Below are 21,155 nucleotides of genomic sequence, written 5' to 3' on the forward strand. Positions count from 1 at the left end.
GGTCTCTGCGTTATTTATCCACGCAGAGACCGCAAAGAACGCAGAGAGAAGATATCCAAAATTCACATTACCGACTGACTTCGGTATAATCTGAAATTTCGCGGAATCGTAAAATTATAATGAAATACAACATCATCCCCGTAAAATGGTCCGACGAAGGCGTCCTCATGCTCGATCAGCGTTTGCTGCCGACGGAGACAGTTTGGCTGACGCTCAAGACGTATGACGAGGTCGCCGCCGGTATCAAAGACATGGTCGTACGCGGAGCACCGGCGATCGGCGTTTCGGCGGCGTATGGCATCGCTTTGGGGGCGAAGAATTTTGTCGGCACGACGGTCGCCGATCTCGAGGACGAACTCGAATTTATCAGCGACGTTCTCGCTAAAACCCGCCCGACGGCCGTCAACCTTTTCTGGGCGATCGACCGGATGAACCGCACGTTTCAGAAGGCGAAAGCCGACGGCAAAAACGTCAGCGAGATCAAGCAGATCCTTATCGACGACTCAAAAGCGATCCACGAAGAAGACATCGAATCCCAACGTCTCATCGCTCAATTCGGCGGTGAACTGCTCGGCGATAACGACACTGTCCTGACCCACTGCAACGCCGGAGCACTCGCGACCGGCGGCGTCTGGGGAACCGCTCTCGGCGTTATTCGCGGAGCCGTCGATCAAGGCAAAAATATCTCGGTCATCGCCGACGAAACGCGCCCATATCTGCAAGGCGCACGTCTCACCGCCTGGGAACTGATGGAAGACGACATTCCCGTCACGCTCATCACCGACAACATGAGCGGCCACATCATGAAAAAAGGCAGCATCCACGCCGTCGTCGTCGGCTCGGACCGAATCGCCGCGAACGGGGATGTTGCCAACAAGATCGGCACCTACATGGTCGCCGTCCTCGCCAAACGCCACGGCATCCCGTTCTACGTCGCCGCCCCGCTCTCGACCGTCGATCTCAATTGCCCCACGGGCGACCAGATCCCGATCGAAGAACGCGACCGCGTCGAAGTAACCCACGTCAAAGGCCACCAACTAGCCCCCGAAGGCGTCGGCATCACCAACTACGCCTTCGACGTAACCCCAAACGATCTCGTAACCGCCATAATCACCGAAAAAGGCGTCGCAAGAGCACCGTATACCGAGAGTTTGAAGAAACAATTTGATGACTAGTTCTCAAGGACCCATTGCTTGGCACCTGTGAAGAAATTGCCCCCGGACCACATAAAGCCGCCTAAGTCGCCTTTCGCTATCCGTTCTTCCGCAATAGTTATTGCGGTTTGACGATCGCCCTTTAGAATCGCGGTAAGCATTTCCTGCACATGAATAGTTTGCAATGATCCGGGATACTGTTCGAGATGATGTCTCTGGATTTTTTTTAGGAAATCGAGATTTTCAGTGAGCGTTGTTATTTGACGAGTCATCTTATCGACCGAACGCTCGAACCCATTAAAAATATCTGAGAGGTGAGCCGATATTTGGTCGTTCGTTAGCTCCTCCAAAACCTTGTGTCCAGATTTGAAATTGGTCATAGGGGCAGTCCATGCCCCTGCTGCTCTGAAACTCAATGGTTGCAAGGCATTTTCTGGTAACCCCACAATCTTCCAGAACAAATCATCGAAAGCAAGCCATTTGTAATAACACGTGTGGCGGACGCTTTGGGATTTTGCGTGACCGATGATAGTCAGACAAAAAAATAGGCTCTCGGTCTTTCGAAAGATGAAACCGCGACTGAACTTCCATCCGCGCGATTTCGCCATGGGTTTCGCTATTTGGTCAATTAGCTTGTTTAGTTCACCCTGCTTCATAATTCGGTAGTAGTTTAGCAGCTTAGCCGAGTGGGGTTAAGCATACTCCGTTTTCGAAATAGAATAATCGACAGAATAAATGTGGTAAAATTGAGGTGTGAAGGACGGCGTTGCTCGATTTCAACTTCTAATGGAACTAAGGCGTCTTGGTGAGAGGGCCTTTCTCCATAAATTGCGTCAAAAGCATCCAGATCTTACTCCTCAACAGATCAACGAAGAGTTAAGCAAGTGGTATCGTATTCGACCCGGAGCCGAGTTCGGTGACGGTGTCGGGCGCGTTGGCGACCCAAAACGGTTCAGTTAGCTACATTGAACGATCATCTCGCAGAATACGCAAAGTCGGTTGTCGAGCATCTGCGCGGACTCCAAGTTGAGTTTGCAATGGTGGGCGGCATTGCCGTTTCACTCCGTACGTTAGAGAGATTCACCAAAGATATTGACTTCGCTATTTCTGTTTAAAGTAGCTCCGCTGCTGAACTTGTCGTCAATTCGTTCAAGAATGCAGGATTCCTTATCGCGTATTTTCTTGAAAAAGAGGACGACGGTTCTCTGATGACGGTTCGGTTGACGACCGGAGGCGAAGTTGAAGTTTTTGTCGATCTTTTGTTCGCTACTTCCGGCATCGAACGTGAAGTGATAGCAGATGCAACCGAACTCGAACCATTTCCTACCATCCTCGTAAAACTTGCTTCTACCGCATCTCTCCTTGCAATGAAAGTTCTATCGGCTGATTGGAAAATTTGTCTGCAGGACGTGCTTGAAATACACCAATTACTCGAAGTTGCGGATTTGAACGACATTGAACGAGCCCGCGAATTGCTTGAATTGATATCCGAACGTGGTTACAACCGCAGTAAAGACCTCCAGACTGAGCTAGCCGAATATATTGCTCGTTTTCAGGTATGAACTGAGCGATTCCAATCGTCAGCTGCACTGGCCGCCTGCTAACGTCCCGATTTGTCGGGATTCCGATTCCATCTCGTGCTTAGTAGGATATTGAGAGTCGGTTCTTGGTATGTTGCATGTATAAAATACTGCACAATGCGTGCAATATGTGGTACCCTGGTAATTGTGGTTATTTGACAATTTGAACGATTATATCTCTCTTTCTCGGCCTGAAAATAGGCTTACAGTTTATTTTTTTACAAGTTGCGGGACAAGGCAAAAGTATACCTGTAACTCGCGTAGATACAACAATTAGTCTGTCCTAGCACTGGGTGGGACAGGAATGGGACAAGTGGGACACCTGCCGCACGCACAAAATGTGATAAAACGAGTGTTATCAATAGTTTGCCGCAATATTGCTGTGACAAAGTGTGACATTCTATGACACAGGCGTAATCATTGAATGCGGATCAGATCCGAGCTTTTCCATACGTTATTGCTGAAATAATAGATGCGACGATCCGGTTTTAATTCGACTCTTAGCGGATCGTCGATCGAAATGCCGTAGCTGCCGCGGCAGAGTGGTTCGTTCCAGTCGTTGCCGTTGCGGAGGTAGTTTTTGATCTTGTCGGAGTCGGCTCCCATTTGGAAAGCCATCGGGACGGCCTCGTCAACGGGGAAGTCGTTGAACCATGCGTCGCCGGTACACCAAGAGGCGAGCGAGGTCATCGTAAGACTGACGACTTCAGGCGTTTCTTTTCTGAGATCCTTCATCATCGAGCGGTAGAAATCACGTTCGGAAACGACGGCGTCGAAATCGATCTGGATCGCTTTGACATCGGGCAGTTCCAGCGTGTTCTTGATCAGCGACACGACCTTGGTTCTCATCTCGTCGGCGAACGACGGGCGTTTTGCGCCGTCCTTGTTTGTCTCGATCCGCGTGACGGCGATCATGTATGTTCCGGGCGAAATTTCGAGCGGCTGGCGGCGCGGCTTTGGGGTGACGCCGGAGTTATCGAGGAAAATGGTCTGTGCAAGAAAAGCGACGCCGTAGTCTTTCGGATCGAGAAAACGCAGATCTTCCGGGCGTTCCCAGGCCCAAAGGATTTTCGAAGGCATCTCGTCGTTGAGCCTTGAGTTTACGGTGTTTGGCCGTGTGCACGATGAAATAAGTGCTGCGGTCGAGAGTATAACGGCCAATGCGAGCTTCATAAGTCGATAGTACGTTAGCATTGCGGTAGAATTCCAGCTGTCAGTGGCTAGCTATCAGCTTCTGGCTCGAATCGAGGTTGGCCTTTGTCGTGTTTCTGCCTTTGATTTGATATACTTTTGAGCGAACTGAATGGTCATTCATTATTGAGATGGCGGAGTATTTATTTTCGTACGGAACACTGCGTGAGAGCCGTGAGCAGAACGAGTTGTTCGGCCGGCGGCTGGTTGGAAATCCGGATATATTGAATGGCTTTAGGCGTAGTGAGATCGAGATAACGGACCCCGGTTTTCTGTCGGGCGGCGGGGACAAGCGGCAACAGACCCTTGTCGAAACAAGCGATCCGGCCGATATCGTCGAGGGAACGGTGTTTGAAGTTACATACGACGAACTTTTACAGGTTGACGAGTATGAACCGGCCGAATACCGCCGAGCGGAGGTGATGCTCGCGTCGGGGAAAGAGGCGTGGATCTACTTAGTGGCATAAACGAATAAATTATGATCGAACGCGAACAGATCGAGATGGATGTGGTTTTTGTCGGTGCCGGGCCGGCAAATCTGGCGGCGGCATTACACCTAAAGAAAGAGATAGCGGTGCACGACGAAATGATCGACAAAGGCCTCAAATTTGGTAATAAGGTCGGGGAACTTGAGATCGCGATCGTCGAAAAAGGCTCATTTGTGGGTGCCCATATTTTGTCGGGTGCCGTGATGGACCCTAAGGCGATACGCGAATTGATGCCTGATTTCCTTGATCAAGGCTGTCCCGTCGATTCGGTCGTAACGGAAGATGCGTTTTGGTATCTGACTGAAAAGAAGGGGATCAATGCACCGCTCGTTCCGCCGCCGCTCAAGAACAAAGGCAAGTATATCGTGAGCCTCAGCAAAGTCTGCGAATGGCTCGGTGAAAAATGCGAGGAGGCCGGCATCAACATATTCCCCGAATTTCCGGCAGCCGAGATCTTGTACGACGAGAACGATGCCGTGATCGGTGTCCGTACCGGCTACAAGGGTATCGACAAAGACGGCAAACAGAAACCGAATTTCGAGGCGGGAGTCGACCTCATCGCGAAAGTGACAGTTCTCGGGGAAGGTTCGCGCGGATCCTTGGCCAAACAAATAACTGCTCGTCTTGGCCTCGATCATGGAAAGGAATCGCAGGTGTTTTCGCTCGGTATCAAGGAGCTTTGGGAACTGCCAACGGGAAAGTTTCCGGAGGGCAAGGTCGTTCATACACTTGGATTTCCCTCTGACACAAGGACTTACGGCGGCGGTTGGATCTATGGAATGAAGGACAATGTCGTCAGCATTGGATATGTGACCGGGCTTGATTATGAGGATCCAATGATCGATCCGCATGCCGAGTTTCAGAAGTTTAAGACGCACCCAAAGGTCGCCGAGGTACTCGTGGGCGGCAAGATGATCAAATATGGAGCGAAGACGATCAATGCCGGCGGCTATTTCACAATGCCTAAACTGTACGCCGACGGCGTGCTGATCGTCGGCGATTCAGGTTCATTCCTAAACGGGCAGCGCATCAAGGGCATTCACACCGCGATGAAATCGGGAATGCTCGCCGCCGAGACGATAATTGGAGCATTTGAGCATAAGGATTTTACTTCGAAAACGCTCAAGCATTTCGAAGAGAAGGTAAACCTAAGCTGGATATACGACGAGCTGCAGCCGGTCCGCAATTTTCATGGTGCGTTCCAAAAAGGCCGCTGGTCGGCACTTTTTAACACCGGACTACAGTTCCTGACGAACGGCTTAGCATGGGGCTTTATGCCTAAGGAGCATCACGTCGCCGGCCACGAGAGAATGCAGAAGCGAAGTGACGGAAAGTCCGGGCTTGGGCCGTCCGATCATCTGAAGCAGGCCCGCTATTCGAATGTACCGTTCGATAAAGAACTGACGTTTGATAAGGTTACCGACGTTTTTTACGGTGCCGTCGCTCATAATGAAGACCAGCCGTCGCATCTGCATGTCCTCGATACCGAGATATGTGCGACCCGCTGTACGGAGGAATACGGTAATCCATGCCAGCGTTTTTGTCCGGCTGCGGTCTATGAAATGGAAGAAAATGCTGAGAGCGGACGCCGCGAGCTCAAGGTCAATTTCTCAAATTGCGTACACTGCAAGACCTGCGATATTGCTGATCCTTATCAGATAATCAATTGGGTCACACCCGAAGGCGGCGGCGGGCCAAATTACAAGGGAATGTAGTATTTTATGCGAAGGTCGCTCCCCGCAATTTTTGTAGTTCTGATTATTTCGGCACTTCTCGATTCGGGTTGCTTGCCTCGAGATTTGGAGTTGAAATATCGTGAGAACCAAACCCGTGCTACAGACGAAGCGATCAGCAACTCGGCGGAATTAACCGAACTGAATAAAGTTTGTCTGGCTGTGCGCTTGCCGGATGAGTTTATCTTTCTTTCGAAAGGCGGAATTGATGATCAGAAAGTATCGTTATCATACCAGTACCGATCGGACCTGTCTTTCGAAGTAGCTAGGCGGATTGTTGAAAAACAGTTGGCAGCGGAGAATGGCTGGAATGAAGTTGATTTGTCCCACCGCTATCCAAAACAAATGGAATTCGAAAATGGCTCAAATCGAATCGTTCTGAGCTATCAGTCAACTTACAGTCTGAGTAATTATTCAATCTACTGTGGAAGGTTGGAATCCAAGAACTAAAATGCTCAATAAAAAGCCGCCAATCGCGGCGGCTTAACAACTAGATATTTGACAACTCAATTAGTTTTCGAGGATTTCGAAGTTTACCTTTTTTTCCTGGAATTCCTTCATCGCGATGCGTGTTGGTTTGGTTTTGCGCATGTCGAGGTCGACGCGGGAGATGGCTCCGCGTTGGAGCTGTTTGCTGCGTTGAGCGGCAAGGATGATCATGCGGTATTTCGAATCGATCGCGGGCGGATCGATAATTTCTTCTGCTTCTTCGCCCTCGATGTTTTCAATTTCTTCGGCCATATAAACTATTCTCCCTGAAATTCAGCTTTCGACGTATCGAAACTATCAAGGATATCACGAATAGCGTCGGACTGTCTATCGAGACGCTGGCGCTCGGCGTTTATGATCGAAGCGATCTGACGTGCGGCGGTGCCAAGATCCTGGTTTACGATCACGTATTTGAACTTTTCGTATTCGAGGACTTCGTTGAACGCGTTCCTGAGTCGAGTCCGAAGTTCGCCCTCGCCCTCGGTGCCGCGAGCCGTGAGTCTGGCCTTTAGAACCTCGAACGACGGCGGCAGGATAAATATCGTGATACTCTCGGGCAGTTTCTCTGAGATCTGGATAGCTCCTTGAACATCGACCTCGACGATCAGATCTCGTCCGGTGTTAAAGACCTTTTGGCTCTCACGAAGCGATGTGCCGTATAGATTGCCGTGGACATTGGCGTATTCGAGAAAATCGCCGCCAGCAATTCGTCTTTCGAAATCCTGCTTTGTCGTAAAAAAATATTCGCGCCCGTCCTCTTCGCCAAACCGCTGCGGCCGCGTCGTGTGCGAAACAGAATAACCCAAGTCCGGCAGCATCGAGCGCACTTCCTTAATAAGCGATCCCTTGCCGCCGCCTGATGGTGAACTGATAATAATTAATCGTCCGGTCATAGGAAAGTCTGGGATGTCTCGAAAGTCCGGGAAGTCTGGGAAGGGCGGTAAGAAAGTGTGCGACTTCCTAGGCCTCCTGGACTTCCGCGACTAACTATTCAACATTTTGCACTTGCTCGCGGATCTTTTCAATCTCGCTCTTTATGGCGAGGGCGTTTTCTTTGACGATCATGTTGTTTGTTTTTGAAGTGATCGTGTTTGCTTCGCGGTTTAACTCTTGCGTTAAGAAATCGAGGCGTTTGCCGACGTCGCGGGTTTCCTTGATTATGGTTCGGAAATGCTCAATGTGCGTTGTCAGACGATCGATCTCCTCTGAGATATCGGCTCGGTCAGCAAGGTACGCGACCTCTTGGGCGAGGCGTGTCTGGTCGACCTCGATCTGCGATTCGCTTTTGGCGAGCATGTCGGTGATGCGTTTGTTTAGGCGGATTCGATGTTCGTCAGCTATGTTCGCGGCCTCGGACTTGATCGGTTCGAGGTATTGTTCGATCGCCGCGAGATTGCCTTCGAGGACAGTTTCGAGCATTTCGCCTTCTTTGTCACGCATCTTTTCGAGATCATCGAGAGCGAGCGTGAAGGCCGTTTCGATGCCGGCGAGGAACTCTTCAGTTGGGTCCTCCTTCTTGGTGCTGAAAACGTTCGGCAGTTTGGCTATGACGTTCATGTCAGGCTCGCCGGTGAGCGAGAATTCGTCCTTCATCTGCTTCATCGCCGCGAGAAAGCCCGTAATAACAGGCCGGTTTAGCTCGAACGCGACTTCCTCCGTACGGTCGTAGTTCAGATTCACATCGACGCGGCCGCGCGACAAACGGTTGCCGATGAGGCGTTTGATCGTCGATTCAAGCTGTTGCACTTCGCTGCCCAAACGCAGGTTTACGTCGAGAAAACGGTTATTCACCGTCTTGAGCTCGACCGCTATCGAAAGATTCTTCCCCGTGACCGTCGCCCGGCCAAATCCTGTCATTGATCTCATAATTCCTTTTTTTCAGTCTCTCGATCATCCAAATCGATCTGAAATTGACCCATATACTGAGAGTAAAAATCGGCGAGAAATTCCAGGCTTTCACTCGGACTCAAACTATGAAGCAGCTCCATATTGTCATTTGCCTTGAATTTTCCCCGGCGGTCCGGACGCTCGACGTAGCCCGCTTGATAAGCATGTTCGATGTCGATGCTCAATTCTCGGGCGATCTCGGTCGGAGCCAAAAATACGTTGTTGTACTCGATCTCGAGCAAAACATAGTCGTATTTCGAAAGGAGATCTTTCAACTTTGACAATCTGTATCCGAAAAAATGGTGCCGCAGCGTAAAATCCGGCACGTTATTGACCACAAACCTGACAGGCGGCGGTATCTTTTCATTATATTCCGATACGATCAAACGCGGACGAAACTCAGATAATATCGAATCCAAAACCCAATAATCACAGCCGTCAATATCAAGGCTCAAGATTCCAAGTTCTTTCTCGATCGAATATGAACGCAGAAGATCGTTGATGTTCGATGAACTCACTTTGAACCGACATGCGAATGCATCAGGGAAGAATCTGTATGCTCTCGCTAGTTTTGCCGCGTTTCGGCTGTCATATTCGATACCGAGAACCTTCCAGCCATTTAATACGAGGTTATACGAATTAGATTTCCTGATACCGTCGCCGGCTCCGATATCAACTATCGTTCGGTCATGTTCTGCGATCTTAAGCAGATCAATGTATTTTGTGATTATCTCTTGTTCGCCAAAATTAGAAAAATGGCCGTTCCGTCCGGACGAGCGGGCACGATCCAACTTCTGCTCGACGGCGAACAAAGCTTCTTTCGCCCGTTTTCTAAGTTTCCTAGTGTTCATCGTATGCGTCGATCCGTCGGCGCTTTCAGGCGTCTGTCCGGTGCAGATCACCATCGGCAAACTGCATTTTATATAGTCTTTTATACGAGCCGCGGCGGGCAAGCAGTTCTTCATGCGTACCCGTTTCAACGATCCGCCCTTTTTCCATCACCACTATCTTATCCGCCTGCCTGACCGTCGAAAGGCGGTGAGCGATCACGATGGAAGTCTTATTTTGGGTCAGATTCGTGAGTGCTTTCTGAACCATTGATTCGCTTTCGGTGTCGAGAGCAGAGGTCGCCTCATCCAGGATCAGTACAGGAGCGTTCAACAATACTGCGCGTGCGATCGCAATACGCTGGCGCTGGCCACCGGAGAGCATTGTACCGCGTTCGCCGACGATCGTTTCATACTGATCGGGCAATTGCTCGATAAATTCGTCTGCGAACGCTATCTTGGCGGCCTGTCTAATATCTTCCTGCGAGGCGTCCGGATCGCCGTACGAGATGTTATAGGCAATCGTGTCGTTGAAAAGAACCGTTTCCTGCGTGACCAACGCGATCTGTTTCTTGAGGCTGAGGAGAGACGCATCCCTCAAGTCGATTCCGTCCCATTCGATCGATCCTTCGGTGGGATCATAGAGCCGTTGGACCAGCTTTATCAGGCTCGACTTGCCGCCGCCGCTCTCGCCAACAAGGGCTACCATCGAACCTCGTTCGACGTCTAAGTCGATATCCTGGAGTATCTTCTTCCGGCCGTTGCGGTAATGAAACGACACATTTTTTATCGAGATCCGGTCGCTCAAAGCCGACAACGCAACAGAGTCCTTCTTTTGAGGCAGGACATCAATTTCATCCAGAATGCTCCAGACATCCCGAGCAGCCGCAAACGCTTTCGTTATCTCATTGTGCTGACGCGAGATCTTTCGCATCGGCTCATAACTCCGAAGGAGAAAGAAAACGAACGTAAAGAACTGAGCGGCATCCATACGAGATTCGTTTATTTCCCGCAAGCCGAAATACAAGAACACCACCACGGCTATAACGCCGACCATCTCGATCATGTAAGGAGCGATCGAAGCAATTCGGCCTGAACGGCGATTTGCATTTGCGATAACCATCGCGACCTTATGAAAGCGGGATCTTTCGCGTTCCTCAGCGGAATACGCGGTGACGATCGCGTGGTTTGAGATCGCTTCCTGGGCAGTATCTGAAAGCGATTTGTTCCCTTCTACGTTGATAACGGCCTGTTTCCGCAGTCTGCGGCTAATATCGGCCGTCATTAATGCGACGATCGGAGCCATGACCATCGCACCGAGCGTCAGGCGCCAATTGAAGTAGAATGCGGCGCCGAAAAAGAAAACCAGCATGAATGACTCGCGCAGTACATCTCGGAGATTTCCTGAGACGGCGAATTCTATTGCCGCACAACTGACGACCAGTCGGGAAACGAGGAAGTTGGTTCGGTGCTTTTCAAAGAAGGATGCGGATTGGCAAAGTATGTGATCATACAGCTCCTGCCGGAGCCTGAGGATCGCCATCTGTCCGATCTGAGCCATCAGATAGGTCGAGAAGTAACCCGCAATGCCTTTCAAGACGGAAAAACTGAGCAGCATTCCGCATATGATAAGCCAGGCACGGAACCAATCGTTAAGCGGCACGATCCCGGAAAGGTCGAAAATAGTCTTTGATTTTGTCGGACTAGGCAGAAATTGATTGAATATTGGGACGAGTAAAGCACCCGTCGCCGTCTCAAAAACCGCGACGAAGAACATTGCGATAAGCGCAAACGTAAACATCAGCCAGTAAGGCCGTACGTAATTTAAAAGCCGTCTGAGATCGCTCATCGTTTCGCGTAAAGAGTTGAATATACTTCAGTTGGGTGGTGTCTGTCCAAAATCGGTTCGTTTGCAACTCTTCGATAAATTATGGCATCTTTTTTACTGAGTTGCGCTTAACGGAGATAATTATGAAGAGATCTATCGCTCGAATACTGTTCGTGTCGTTGCTGCTTGCGATCGGTATGTCGTCAGCGGCGATCGGTCAGGTCGATGTCGCCAGACGGACGACGGCGGTCACATATCCGCTCGATGAGCCCGTGATGCTGCAGTTTCGGGGCACAACGCGGTTTCCGCGAATGAAAGGCGAAGCCAGGATCAAGCGGACGAGCCGAAACGGTACTGAGGTCGAGGTATCGGTCTCAAAAATGCCGCGGCCGTTCGAACTCGGAGCCGGCTATGCGACGTACGTGTTATGGGCCATATCGCCGGACGGGCAGGTCGATAATATGGGCGAGATCAAGCGCCGCGGATTCTTCGAATTCGATTCGAAGATCAGCGTCACTACGCCGCTGCAAACATTTGCTCTGATCATCACCGCCGAACCGCATTTCCTTGTTCGTAGGCCGAGCCAGACGATAATGCTCGAGAATCTCAATCCGTATACACTCAGCGGCAAGGCAGTGGCAACCACATCGGCTGTGCAGTATTTTGGCAATTCGAGCGATTTCTTTCGCGATTCGCGAACTCCGGAGATCGCAGAATTAGACTATTCACGGACACCCTCGACCATTCTGCAGGCGAAACAAGCCGTTGCTCTCGCCCGTTTCGCCGGAGCCGAACGCGATGCGACCACCGAGCTGACCGAGGCGGAAACGCTGCTTGAGAACGCTGAAAATGCCTGGAAAGCCGGCCGTCAGGAAGAGTCGGTAGATATCACCGCTCGTCAATCGATAAGTGCGGCCGTTAAAGCGGAGAACACTGCAGCGGTACGAAAAGAAGCCCGTGAAAAGCGCAACGAAAAGACACGTGCTGACGCCGAGGCACGGCAGAGTGAGGCCCGTTTTACCGATGCTCAAAACCGAATCGACGATCTAAAGGCCGAACTCGCTCGTGAAACACGCGGCCGGGAACTGGCCGAACGTGACGCGATGAACTATTCGAATCAGCTCCGCGACCTCAGGGATGAAAACGGCAGGCTTCGCGAAGAACTCGGCCGCATTAAGGTCGAGGCCGAGACCGCAAAGGCCCGACTTCAGGCTGCTGAGAACGAAAAGCAACAGATTCAGGAGAATCGCGACAAAGAGGCAAAAGCCGCGAAAATAAAGGCTGCCGAAGCCGATCTGATGAACGCGTTAAAACGTTACGGCGTCGTTTCGCGGGTAGATAGGTCGATCGTGCTGGTCTTGCCCGAGACCCTGTGGCAGGGAACTCGAACGGGCACCTTCGCTATGCAGTCGGACGGCAAGCTGACGGCCCTCGCCGAGCTTTTGCTGAATAACCCCGACTACGTTATCGGCATCGAATCGCATACTGATAACACCGGCCCGACCGAGACGCTTCAGACACTGACCGATACTCGGGCCCGCCGTATATTTGATAAATTCGCATCGCTCGGCGTCGCCGAGAACCGTATGACCGCCAAGGGCTACGGAGGCACTCTGCCCGTCGCTCAGGGAACGACCGCCGCGATCAAGGCAAAGAACCGGCGGGTGAATATTATCCTCGATCTTAATTTGCAGTAGACGGTCTTGATCGATGAAACACGTTTTTGGGGGGAAACCAAACGTGTAATGTTCACCACAAGTTCAAATTGTGGTACGTACCACAATTTCATCAACAAAATTGATGAAAATGCAGTAAAAGTGCGTTCTGCCACAGTTTTTAAGGGGGCTAGCGACAATGTTTAAGGGGGCTTGCGACAGTAAAAAACGGGGTCAGCGACAATAAAAAGCGGCCTTGCGACAATACAAAAATCGCGTCTCGAAAACTGTCGCCGGCCGCCGTTGATGTCGTTGCTGTCCAGATAAGAGAAAAATCCCACCGCTTTCCAACATTCCCATTAAAAAGAGCGATCCCCAACATCCCAACGGCGACCGGCTTCGCACCCATCGAGCCCAACCGCCGCAATAACGTCCGTATTCGTTATAGAGAATTTTCTCAAAGCACAACGCGGCTTTGGCTGCCATGGCAGTCTGAATATTTCGAAAGATGGCCTTTAAGTGTTAAGGGTTGGTCGTCGACTCTCGATTCGACGAGATCAGTTTTTCAGCACCTGGATCCGATGCGGGGGCATGGCGATCATGCATTGTTCGCCGACGGTGAGGCCGACGATGCGGAAGACGCGGGATTCGAGGCGGAGTCCGTTGGCGTCGAGTTCGATGATTGTCGTCGGGCCAAGGAATCGGATCGCGGTGACGACGGCTTTTAGGATATTGTCCTCGGGAAATGAGGCTTCGAATGAGATCGAGACCTGTTCGGGGCGAATGGCTAGGGTCACGTTTTGATTTATGGCACCTAATGCGGCCTTTTCGGTCGGTTGGGCGACGATTCGATGGCTGCCTTCGATGGTTTGGAATTCGGGCAGATCGGCATTTGTCGAGGTCAGGCGACGGGCTGTGAAAAGGTTATTTCGGCCGACGATGGCGGCGACGGCGGAACTTGCCGGATTCTCATACACTTCCTGCGGAAAACCGATCTGGGCGACCTCGCCTTTGACCAAAACGGCCACGCGATCGCAGACTGCGGCGATCTGTTCGAAGTCGTTTGAGGCAAATATCACGGTCGAACCGTTCTGCTTTGCTGTTTGGAGCTCGTTGATCAAACGATCGCGTTCGACAGCGTCGATGCCGCAAAACGGCTCATCGAGAAGGATCAGGCCCGAGTGCTCTGCGATCGAATTGCGAAATGCGGCGATGCGTTCTTCGCCGGACGAAGAATCGCTTTTCTTGCGGCGAAATAACGAAGTGACGCCCGACGGTTGTTCGATCTCGGCAAACGAAATGCCGTTGCCGTCAAAATTGACGCTTCCGCCGTTCGGCTTTTCAATTCCCGCGATGACGCGTAATAAAGCGGTCTTGCCGGACGCAGTACCGCCGAAAATGCCGAAGATCTCGCCTTCGGCAACATCCAATTCGACATCGCGAAGAGCCCATCTATTGTCGTACCGTTTTGAGAGTTTCTCGATCTTGAGTGCCATTATTTGGGTATTATGCGCAACTTTCCGGCTTGTTTTTCGTGCAAACAAAAGTATGCTTTTGTCATCGGATTATTGCAAGGTTAAACTGTGGACACGATGGCTGAAAAAAAGCATTCGATAAAACGCAAGCTGGTGCATGCCGGCGGTTGGCAAGTGGCAAAACGCGTCGCGAAGATGGTGCCGTTCGGCGGGACGGTCGTTGCGGCGGTACTGGTCGGCAGCGACATCCGCAACAAAGGCGTGGTAAATGGACTCGTCAATTCGGGCATTGACGCGATACCGTTCGTCGGCTTGGCGAAGAATGCGGTCGAGATAGTTCGCGGCGATTTTATCCCCGATAAACAGCGTACACAGAAAGTGAAGAAGATATGAAAGTTTCAAGTGTTCTTAAGGTATTCGCAGCTGTGCTTTTAGTGACGGCAGCATTTTCTTCGTTTTCTGAGGCACAGACACGTCCTAAAAAGACGGGGAAAAAGGCGGTTCCGGTCGCGACACCGACGCCTCCGATCGGCGATGCTGAGATAATCAGCCGTGCCGACGACCGTGTTTTGCTTGAGCCCGGAACGGTCATTCAGCAGGACAAAAAGGATGATACGCCCGCTGATCCGAATGTGCAGAAGATCAAAGATCTGAACGCCCGTATCAAAAAACTAGAGGCCGCCCGGACAAACGAGTACGATGAACAGCAGAAACGTTTGCTGCTCAACCTCGACATCCTGACGCGTGCCGAGCAGCGAAGCGAATCGCTTAGAAAACAGTTATTTGAAATGATCGAAAAGGAAAACTCGGTCAAGACACGGCTGGATCAGATCGCGAGCGACCTTCGGCCCGAGGCGATCTCGCGTTCGTCGATCTTCTCAGGCTCGATGAAACCCGAAGAGATCCGAGAATTACGGCAGAAATCACTCGATTCGGAACGCCGCAATCTGGAATCGCTGCTGGCTGAGATCCAGGCGACGCGGGCGAATATTGCCCTGACGCTGACCAAGTCGGACATGCTGGTCGACAAACTCCGCCTCAAGCTCGAGAAAGACATCGACGGAGCACTGTCAGCGGACGACCCGCAGAATTAGGAAGTTCTATCTAATATAGGCATTCGGCAGCGGCATATCACCGTTGAGACCGAATTGCTGAATACGGATGCCGGCAGTTGAACGGTTCGCATACCACACCGAATTTGACAGCCTGAATACGGCGGCATCATATTTTCCGTCTCCATCATAATCTCCGGGAACCGGAAGGTCGCTCGAAATGCCGAACGGGAACGCGAAGTAGCTGTTGTTCTCGCTCCGGAGCACGAACCATTCGCCGCTTGTCGGCCGCCAGACGGCTATATCTGCCTTCACGTCGCCGGTGTAATCGCCCGGAACCGCCTTATCGCCCGACGTACCGAACTGCAAAACACTCAACGACGAATTTGTGCTCTTTTCTATCCACCATTGACCCGAAGCCGCCCGGAATATTGCCAGGTCTGCTTTTTGATCGCCGTCGTAATCGGCCGGAACGGGAACGTCTGATAAGAGTCCCCACTGACGGACACGGGCCTGCCCGTTCGAGCTTTGCAGGATCAGAAATCGTGCAGGTTCGCCAAGATCGTCGGTCAAACGCCAGACTGCTGGGTCTGCCTTGCCGTCGCCGTCATAATCTGCCGGCGTGACCGTATCGAACAAGATCGCCTGTTCCAGGTTGTTTGCTCCCCACTGAAGAATTCGCACCGTATTTGTGCCGCTATTGAGGATGTACCAAGTGCTGTTCTCGCCTTTGCGGAAAACGGCGATGTCCGTTTTGAAATCGCCGTCATAATCGGCCGGTACGACCTTGTCCGTTGCGATGCCCCAGTTAACGGCCGCAAATCCTTGTGTGCTTCGCTGAAGATACCAATTGCCTTCGGACGGCCTGTAAACCGAGATGTCAGTGCTGCCGTCGCCGTCAAAATCGAACGGCGAACGGATCTGCGACGGGGCAAGGTCGAACGCCTCGGTCACTGCCGCCGGAGTGATCGCCTGGATCGATGCACTAAATCCGAGGCCGCGCCGCCTGAAACCTTCGCGAACCGCGTTCGCATCCACAGTGCCGCCGCTCGCCTGAGCGGCTGCGATGATTGCATCGCGGGCCTGCAGGAATGTCGGGTTTAGAGGCGAGAGCTTCATTCCGTCGGTCGTGTATTGCAGCATTCGGCGGTTGCCTTCTACGGCTCCGTGAATCTCGATCAAAACACCACGAGCTTCCCACAACGTCACTGCCCATATCTCACCTGCATTATGGACCTGATCACATGTACCAGAGCCCAACGGCCCCGGCGGAAACGAACCGGGAAGGTTGGTGCAGCTATTTACGTTCAGATTACGAAACGTGAGCGGGTTGTGCGGCAAAGCTCCGGGGCCGAGGCAGCTGATCTTTGCCACGGGATAACGCCTAAGGCCGTAATAGTAATTAGCCGTTCCGGGAACGATGCCAAACGTGATGTAACTGCCGATAGCATAGGTCCCGCACGGTGCGTCGGTCGGCAGCGAGAGCAATGCAAGAGGATAAAAATCGGACCAGCCTTCGCCCATACCGCGGGCCATATTCGAGCTGAGCCCTGATGTATTTCCGTGCAGCCTGTTTGACAGGCCGTGGGTCATTTCGTGCAGCAGGACGGTGCTGTCAAGCGTGCCGTCGCGGTTAGGCGTCGACAAGGTCCATAGGAAACTTTGCAGTCGGCTGCGGCCGCCATCTGCGGGAACAGCATGATTGGCGCTGTTCGAGCCCGACGAATCCTGGATCTCGAGCGAAACGCGGTCGCCTTCGCTGCCGCCGCGGCCGAAATTGAAATGCTGAAAATTGCCGGCTTGTTCGGTAAAGCCGAGTTTATACAGTTCGTCGTGCCAGCGATTTACAGCGTAAAAGCCATGCGTTATCACGCCATTTCGATAGGCAGCTCCAGACGGCGGTTCGCCCGGGGGCGGATCGCCCGGAGCCGGAATATAGACGTAACTGAAAACGCGGAACGGATCGCCGACAGCGTGGCCGGTCGGATCGACGCCCTGTGTGCCGTCGCGGTCAAGGCCTGCCTCGACGTTGTTGCCGTCGGTGATATTTGGATTCGGCGGCATTCGGACCGGAAGTCCCGCGTCGGGGATCCAACCGATATCGTTGAACTGCTCCGGTGCTTCGTTGCCGACGAGAGTGAAATTTGACCGCTGTACAACAGGCGGAGACGGACATAGATTTGGATCCGTGCAGCCGGGCGAGAACGGCGTCGGGCTGTCGGCCGTTTTCAGCGGACTCGTCGCATTGCCGTAGACATTGAACGTTGCCGTTAATGACTGGTCCTCAGCAAGGTCTTTTCGCCAGAGCATCGAGCCGTTCGCAGCATCGACGATCACATAATATGCGGTGTGAGGAAGCCAAAACAATACCCGCCAAGCCGGAACGGCAACGCCCGCCTCGGTCGGAAAATAGAATTTTTCAGCCGTCGTCGCCCAATCGTCCCGGCCGAAAACGATTTTGCTGATGCTCGAACGCTCCTTATCAAGTTCTGCGTCACTGGGCCTTAGCGAATGTCCAATGTGTCCGGCAGCGGATCTCACAGCATTGATCGGTTCGCCAAAATCAGCAGACATCGAGCCGCTCTCAACCCCCGGAACGATGCCGTTGATCACGCGGATCAATCTGCCGTCATTTGTAAAGCCGGCCTTTATCTCGCCCTGAAAGACGGGAATGCCGTTAACTCGTTGCTCGAGGCCGGCAAATGAGAGAACACCGTCGGGATTTGAATATTCGTGAGAGCTTACAAGTGTTTCGGTTTGGCGGTGATCGATGCCGAATAGCTCGCTATTTTGGCTGACAAACCGGCGAAGCGTTTCGGCTCGCAAACCGCCGGAAGGGCCCGAGAGAAACTCGGCTGATGCGGCCCAGGTATCCGTCCCGATCACTGCGGGCGAATGGTAAAGGCTGTTAAATTCGATCTTTGCGTAAGGAGCTTTCGCGGTTAGACTAGCGGCACCGCGATCGATCGAGTTTCCGATCTCGGCCAATTCAGCGGGCGTTTTGCCGACGGCAGACCTTGCTGACGCTCGATGGGCTTGAGCGGCGGCGGAGTTGTCTTCGCGGATGTCGTAATTCGGTGACCGGCGAGCGTGGCCAACGTCGAACGAAGCGGCCCTCGAGGTCAGACTCGCCTCAAACCGCGAGCCCGAGGAATCGAAGACGATCATGCTGACGGTCAATACGGCGGTAAATACGGCAACGATCGAAAAACGAAATTTTCGCGAAAACCGGAATGGTAACATTCGCTCCTCCAAAATAACCCGAAAGAAATGCCTGGAAATGATCTTTTGACTGTCAACATCTTATTACGAAGTCGATTTTTGACGCAATTGTTTTTTTGATCACGCGTGGTACGGCCGTTCGCAAACTAATTCGCCAAAAAATTGCAAGAACGTACAACGCCGTACGTTCCTTTAAGTGTCAAACAAGCGTATTGTGAAGCGCTTTATCTTAGATCTTGGAGATAAAATATGAAGTTCAGATCGTTTGCAGCTGTTTTTTGCGTTGCTTTTGCAGGGCTTTTTTCGGCGTTGGGAGTTTCGGCTCAGGGTGTGATCGTGCCGATAGTCTGTGATCGAAGGCCTTGCCGGCCGATGCCGCGGCCGGTTCCACTGCCGAATGCACTGCCGGTCAAGTCGATTCAGCTTGATACGAAGATCAACGGCCAGGTGGCGACGACACACGTCGAACAGGTATTCCGCAACGATACGCAGTATACACTCGAGGGAACATATTTTTTCCCAATTCCTGAGACAGCATCGATAGTCGAATTTTCGATCTGGGAAAACGGCAAAAAATTGGTTGGCGAGGTTCGTTCTAAGGAAGAAGCAAGACGGATCTATGACGAGATCGTCCGGCGGCAGCGTGATCCCGGCTTGCTCGAATACGCCGGCAAAGACCTGTTTCAGGCATCGATATTTCCAATTCCACCAAATTCTGACAAGAAACTTGAGCTGACCTATACCGAGATCCTGAAGGCCGAATCAGGAACTGTTGCATATCGTTATCCTCTCGGCACAGGACGAAATGTCTGGCGGCAGAACGTTGACAGGAGTGTCCGTACCCAGCAGCAGTTCGGCACAGTTTCGGGCACGATCGAGATCGTCGGACGAGAGGCTCTGCGAAACATCTATTCGCCGACCCATCAGATCGATACAAAACGAAAAGGTGAGACCGCAGCCAGCGTTTCGTTCGAGACGAAGAGCAATGATACCGATTTTCAGCTATTTTACGGCATCTCCTCGGGCGATTTTGGGATGTCGCTTGTGACATATCGAGAGCCGGGCAAGGACGGTTATTTTCTGCTGATGCTGTCGCCAAAGGACAATATCTCGGAAAAGGAACTCGTCAACAAAGACATCGTTTTTGTACTCGACACTTCGGGCTCGATGGCGGACGAAGGCAAAATGGACAAGGCCCGAAAAGCCCTGCTTTTTGGCGTCAGGACGCTGCGTGACGGCGACCGGTTCAACATAATCAATTTCTCGGGCGAAGAGCATTTGATGGAACGCGGACTGATCGCGGCGAACGCTGAAGGCAAGAAACGCGGTGAGGAATTCGTCAGCCGTTTGCAGCCGACCGGCGGCACGAATATCAACGACTCGTTGATCGCGTCGCTCAAACAGTTTGAAAAAGGCGACCGTCCGAAAATGCTCGTTTTTATGACCGACGGTTTGCCAACCGTTGGTGAGACGAACGTTGAGCGGATAGTCTCGAATCTCAAAAACGCCAAAAACCTGGACGTGCGGATATTTCCATTCGGTTTCGGTTACGACGTGAATACGACGCTGCTCGATAGGATCGGAGCCGAGAACTCGGGAATGTCAGACTACGTTCAGCCCAAGGAAGATCTCGAGATAAAGGTGTCAAACTTCTTTTCGCGGGTGTCGTCGCCGGTGTTGGCAGACCTCGAACTCGATTTTGGGCCGGTCTTGACCGAGTCAACCTACCCGCGAAAGCTCACCGATCTTTTCCGCGGAATGCAGATGACGGTGATCGGGCGATACAAGAACACCAATGATCTAAAGAACATCACGCTCAAATTGACCGGAAAGGCCGGAAAGGAAACGCGTTCGTTCAACTATTCGAATCTCGATTTTCCGATTCGAGCGGAAGACAACAACTTTTTGCCGCGTCTGTGGGCGAGCCGCCGCGTTGGCTGGCTGCTTGAGCAGATCCGCAATAATGGCGAGACGAAAGAGACCCGCGACGAGGTCGTCGACCTCGGCACACGATACGGCCTCGTTACTCCTTATACGTCGTACCTCGCGACTGACGGTTCGATGACGAATATTCGGCGGGATGCCCCGACTGCCGGTGCTTTTATTATTGACGGACAAAGCCGGGCAGCGGAAAAGAGCGGTGCCGGTGCTGTCAGGCTGAGTACTCAGCAAAACTCGATGCAGATGAATACCCAGGTCGTGGCTGCCGATGACAAGGATGAAAGGGAGCAGATCGTGCTCCGAAACACCGTGAATAACCAGTTTGTTGCTAATAAGAACTTTACGAATATCAGCGGTGTTTGGGTCGATGCCGATTGGACGGCCGAGCTCAAACTGACGACGGTTTCGATCAGTTTTGCGAGCGACGAGTACTTTGCGTTGATCACTTCGGACCGTGATGTTGTACCGTACTTGGCACTCGGTGAACAAGTTACCTTTGTCTGGAAAGGAAAGGTCTACAAGATCACCAAGTAAATATATAGGTCAACTTAAAAGCCGATAATTTCATCCGATAAGGTGATTTTTGACTGTGGAATGATTATCCTAATGGTCAAAGATCACCTTTTTTGTCGA

Annotated in this window: 18 protein-coding genes; 9 read left to right on the top strand and 9 right to left on the bottom strand. The window is 52.0% G+C overall.

Annotated elements, in window-relative coordinates; translation table 11 throughout:
* Positions 1-119: 119 nt before the first annotated feature.
* Complete coding sequence (gene mtnA, locus IPK01_12545; GenBank protein ID MBK7934289.1) at positions 120-1,175, top strand: S-methyl-5-thioribose-1-phosphate isomerase; 1,056 nt, start codon at positions 120-122, stop codon at positions 1,173-1,175.
* Here the strand turns inward: mtnA and IPK01_12550 are convergent.
* Positions 1,172-1,810, bottom strand: a complete 639-nt coding sequence (locus IPK01_12550; GenBank protein ID MBK7934290.1) for a hypothetical protein — start codon at positions 1,808-1,810, stop codon at positions 1,172-1,174. The two genes, mtnA and IPK01_12550, sit on opposite strands and share 4 nt — an antisense overlap.
* Positions 1,811-2,362: 552 nt before the next feature.
* Between IPK01_12550 and IPK01_12555 the strand changes: the two genes are divergently transcribed.
* Positions 2,363-2,716, top strand: a complete 354-nt coding sequence (locus IPK01_12555) for a hypothetical protein (protein ID MBK7934291.1) — start codon at positions 2,363-2,365, stop codon at positions 2,714-2,716.
* A 435-nt stretch (positions 2,717-3,151) separates the two neighbouring features.
* On the opposite strand, the gene IPK01_12560 is transcribed toward IPK01_12555, so the two are convergent.
* Positions 3,152-3,907 carry a hypothetical protein gene (locus tag IPK01_12560; GenBank protein ID MBK7934292.1) on the bottom strand — a complete coding sequence of 252 codons (756 nt, stop codon included), beginning with the start codon at positions 3,905-3,907 and terminating at the stop codon, positions 3,152-3,154.
* A gap of 149 nt (positions 3,908-4,056) precedes the next feature.
* Here IPK01_12560 and IPK01_12565 point away from each other — a divergent pair, with 149 nt between their 5' ends.
* From IPK01_12565 to IPK01_12575, 3 genes are all read left to right on the top strand, one after another.
* On the top strand, positions 4,057-4,392 hold the full coding sequence (locus IPK01_12565) for a gamma-glutamylcyclotransferase (GenBank protein ID MBK7934293.1): 336 nt from the start codon (positions 4,057-4,059) through the stop codon (positions 4,390-4,392).
* 11 nt (positions 4,393-4,403) lie between these two features.
* Positions 4,404-6,128 carry an electron transfer flavoprotein-ubiquinone oxidoreductase gene (locus tag IPK01_12570; protein ID MBK7934294.1) on the top strand — a complete coding sequence of 575 codons (1,725 nt, stop codon included), beginning with the start codon at positions 4,404-4,406 and terminating at the stop codon, positions 6,126-6,128.
* Between the two features lie 90 nt (positions 6,129-6,218).
* A complete protein-coding gene (locus IPK01_12575) occupies positions 6,219-6,596 on the top strand; it encodes a hypothetical protein (protein MBK7934295.1) in 378 nt (125 codons plus the stop codon).
* Positions 6,597-6,656: 60 nt separating this feature from the next.
* Here IPK01_12575 and rpoZ read toward each other — a convergent pair whose 3' ends face one another.
* From rpoZ to IPK01_12600, 5 genes are all read right to left on the bottom strand, one after another.
* Entirely contained in the window at positions 6,657-6,887 is a 231-nt protein-coding gene (rpoZ, locus tag IPK01_12580; GenBank protein ID MBK7934296.1) for a DNA-directed RNA polymerase subunit omega, read from the bottom strand.
* 5 nt (positions 6,888-6,892) lie between these two features.
* The gene (gene gmk, locus IPK01_12585; protein MBK7934297.1) at positions 6,893-7,528 is read right to left on the bottom strand and encodes a guanylate kinase; all 636 of its coding nucleotides are present in this window, start codon (positions 7,526-7,528) and stop codon (positions 6,893-6,895) included.
* A 94-nt stretch (positions 7,529-7,622) separates the two neighbouring features.
* Positions 7,623-8,501, bottom strand: coding sequence for a YicC family protein (locus tag IPK01_12590; protein ID MBK7934298.1), 879 nt, complete (start codon positions 8,499-8,501; stop codon positions 7,623-7,625).
* A complete protein-coding gene (locus IPK01_12595; GenBank protein ID MBK7934299.1) occupies positions 8,498-9,373 on the bottom strand; it encodes a hypothetical protein in 876 nt (291 codons plus the stop codon). Before IPK01_12595 ends, IPK01_12590 begins: the two co-directional genes overlap by 4 nt.
* Positions 9,374-9,398: 25 nt before the next feature.
* Positions 9,399-11,198, bottom strand: coding sequence for an ATP-binding cassette domain-containing protein (locus tag IPK01_12600; GenBank protein MBK7934300.1), 1,800 nt, complete (start codon positions 11,196-11,198; stop codon positions 9,399-9,401).
* 122 nt (positions 11,199-11,320) lie between these two features.
* On the opposite strand from IPK01_12600, the gene IPK01_12605 reads away from it, so the two are divergent.
* Entirely contained in the window at positions 11,321-12,874 is a 1,554-nt protein-coding gene (locus IPK01_12605) for an OmpA family protein (GenBank protein ID MBK7934301.1), read from the top strand.
* Between the two features lie 515 nt (positions 12,875-13,389).
* Here the strand turns inward: IPK01_12605 and IPK01_12610 are convergent.
* On the bottom strand, positions 13,390-14,328 hold the full coding sequence (locus IPK01_12610) for an ABC transporter ATP-binding protein (protein ID MBK7934302.1): 939 nt from the start codon (positions 14,326-14,328) through the stop codon (positions 13,390-13,392).
* 96 nt (positions 14,329-14,424) lie between these two features.
* Here IPK01_12610 and IPK01_12615 point away from each other — a divergent pair, with 96 nt between their 5' ends.
* Together IPK01_12615 and IPK01_12620 are read left to right on the top strand one after the other, a co-directional pair.
* Entirely contained in the window at positions 14,425-14,700 is a 276-nt protein-coding gene (locus IPK01_12615; GenBank protein MBK7934303.1) for a hypothetical protein, read from the top strand.
* A complete protein-coding gene (locus tag IPK01_12620) occupies positions 14,697-15,401 on the top strand; it encodes a hypothetical protein (protein ID MBK7934304.1) in 705 nt (234 codons plus the stop codon). Before IPK01_12615 ends, IPK01_12620 begins: the two co-directional genes overlap by 4 nt.
* A gap of 6 nt (positions 15,402-15,407) precedes the next feature.
* On the opposite strand, the gene IPK01_12625 is transcribed toward IPK01_12620, so the two are convergent.
* Positions 15,408-18,602, bottom strand: a complete 3,195-nt coding sequence (locus tag IPK01_12625) for a M36 family metallopeptidase (protein MBK7934305.1) — start codon at positions 18,600-18,602, stop codon at positions 15,408-15,410.
* Positions 18,603-18,830: 228 nt separating this feature from the next.
* Between IPK01_12625 and IPK01_12630 the strand changes: the two genes are divergently transcribed.
* Positions 18,831-21,056, top strand: coding sequence for a VWA domain-containing protein (locus IPK01_12630; GenBank protein ID MBK7934306.1), 2,226 nt, complete (start codon positions 18,831-18,833; stop codon positions 21,054-21,056).
* The last annotated feature ends 99 nt before the right edge of the window (positions 21,057-21,155 follow it).

This window comes from Acidobacteriota bacterium (assembly GCA_016713675.1).
Lineage (GTDB): Bacteria > Acidobacteriota > Blastocatellia > Pyrinomonadales > Pyrinomonadaceae > OLB17.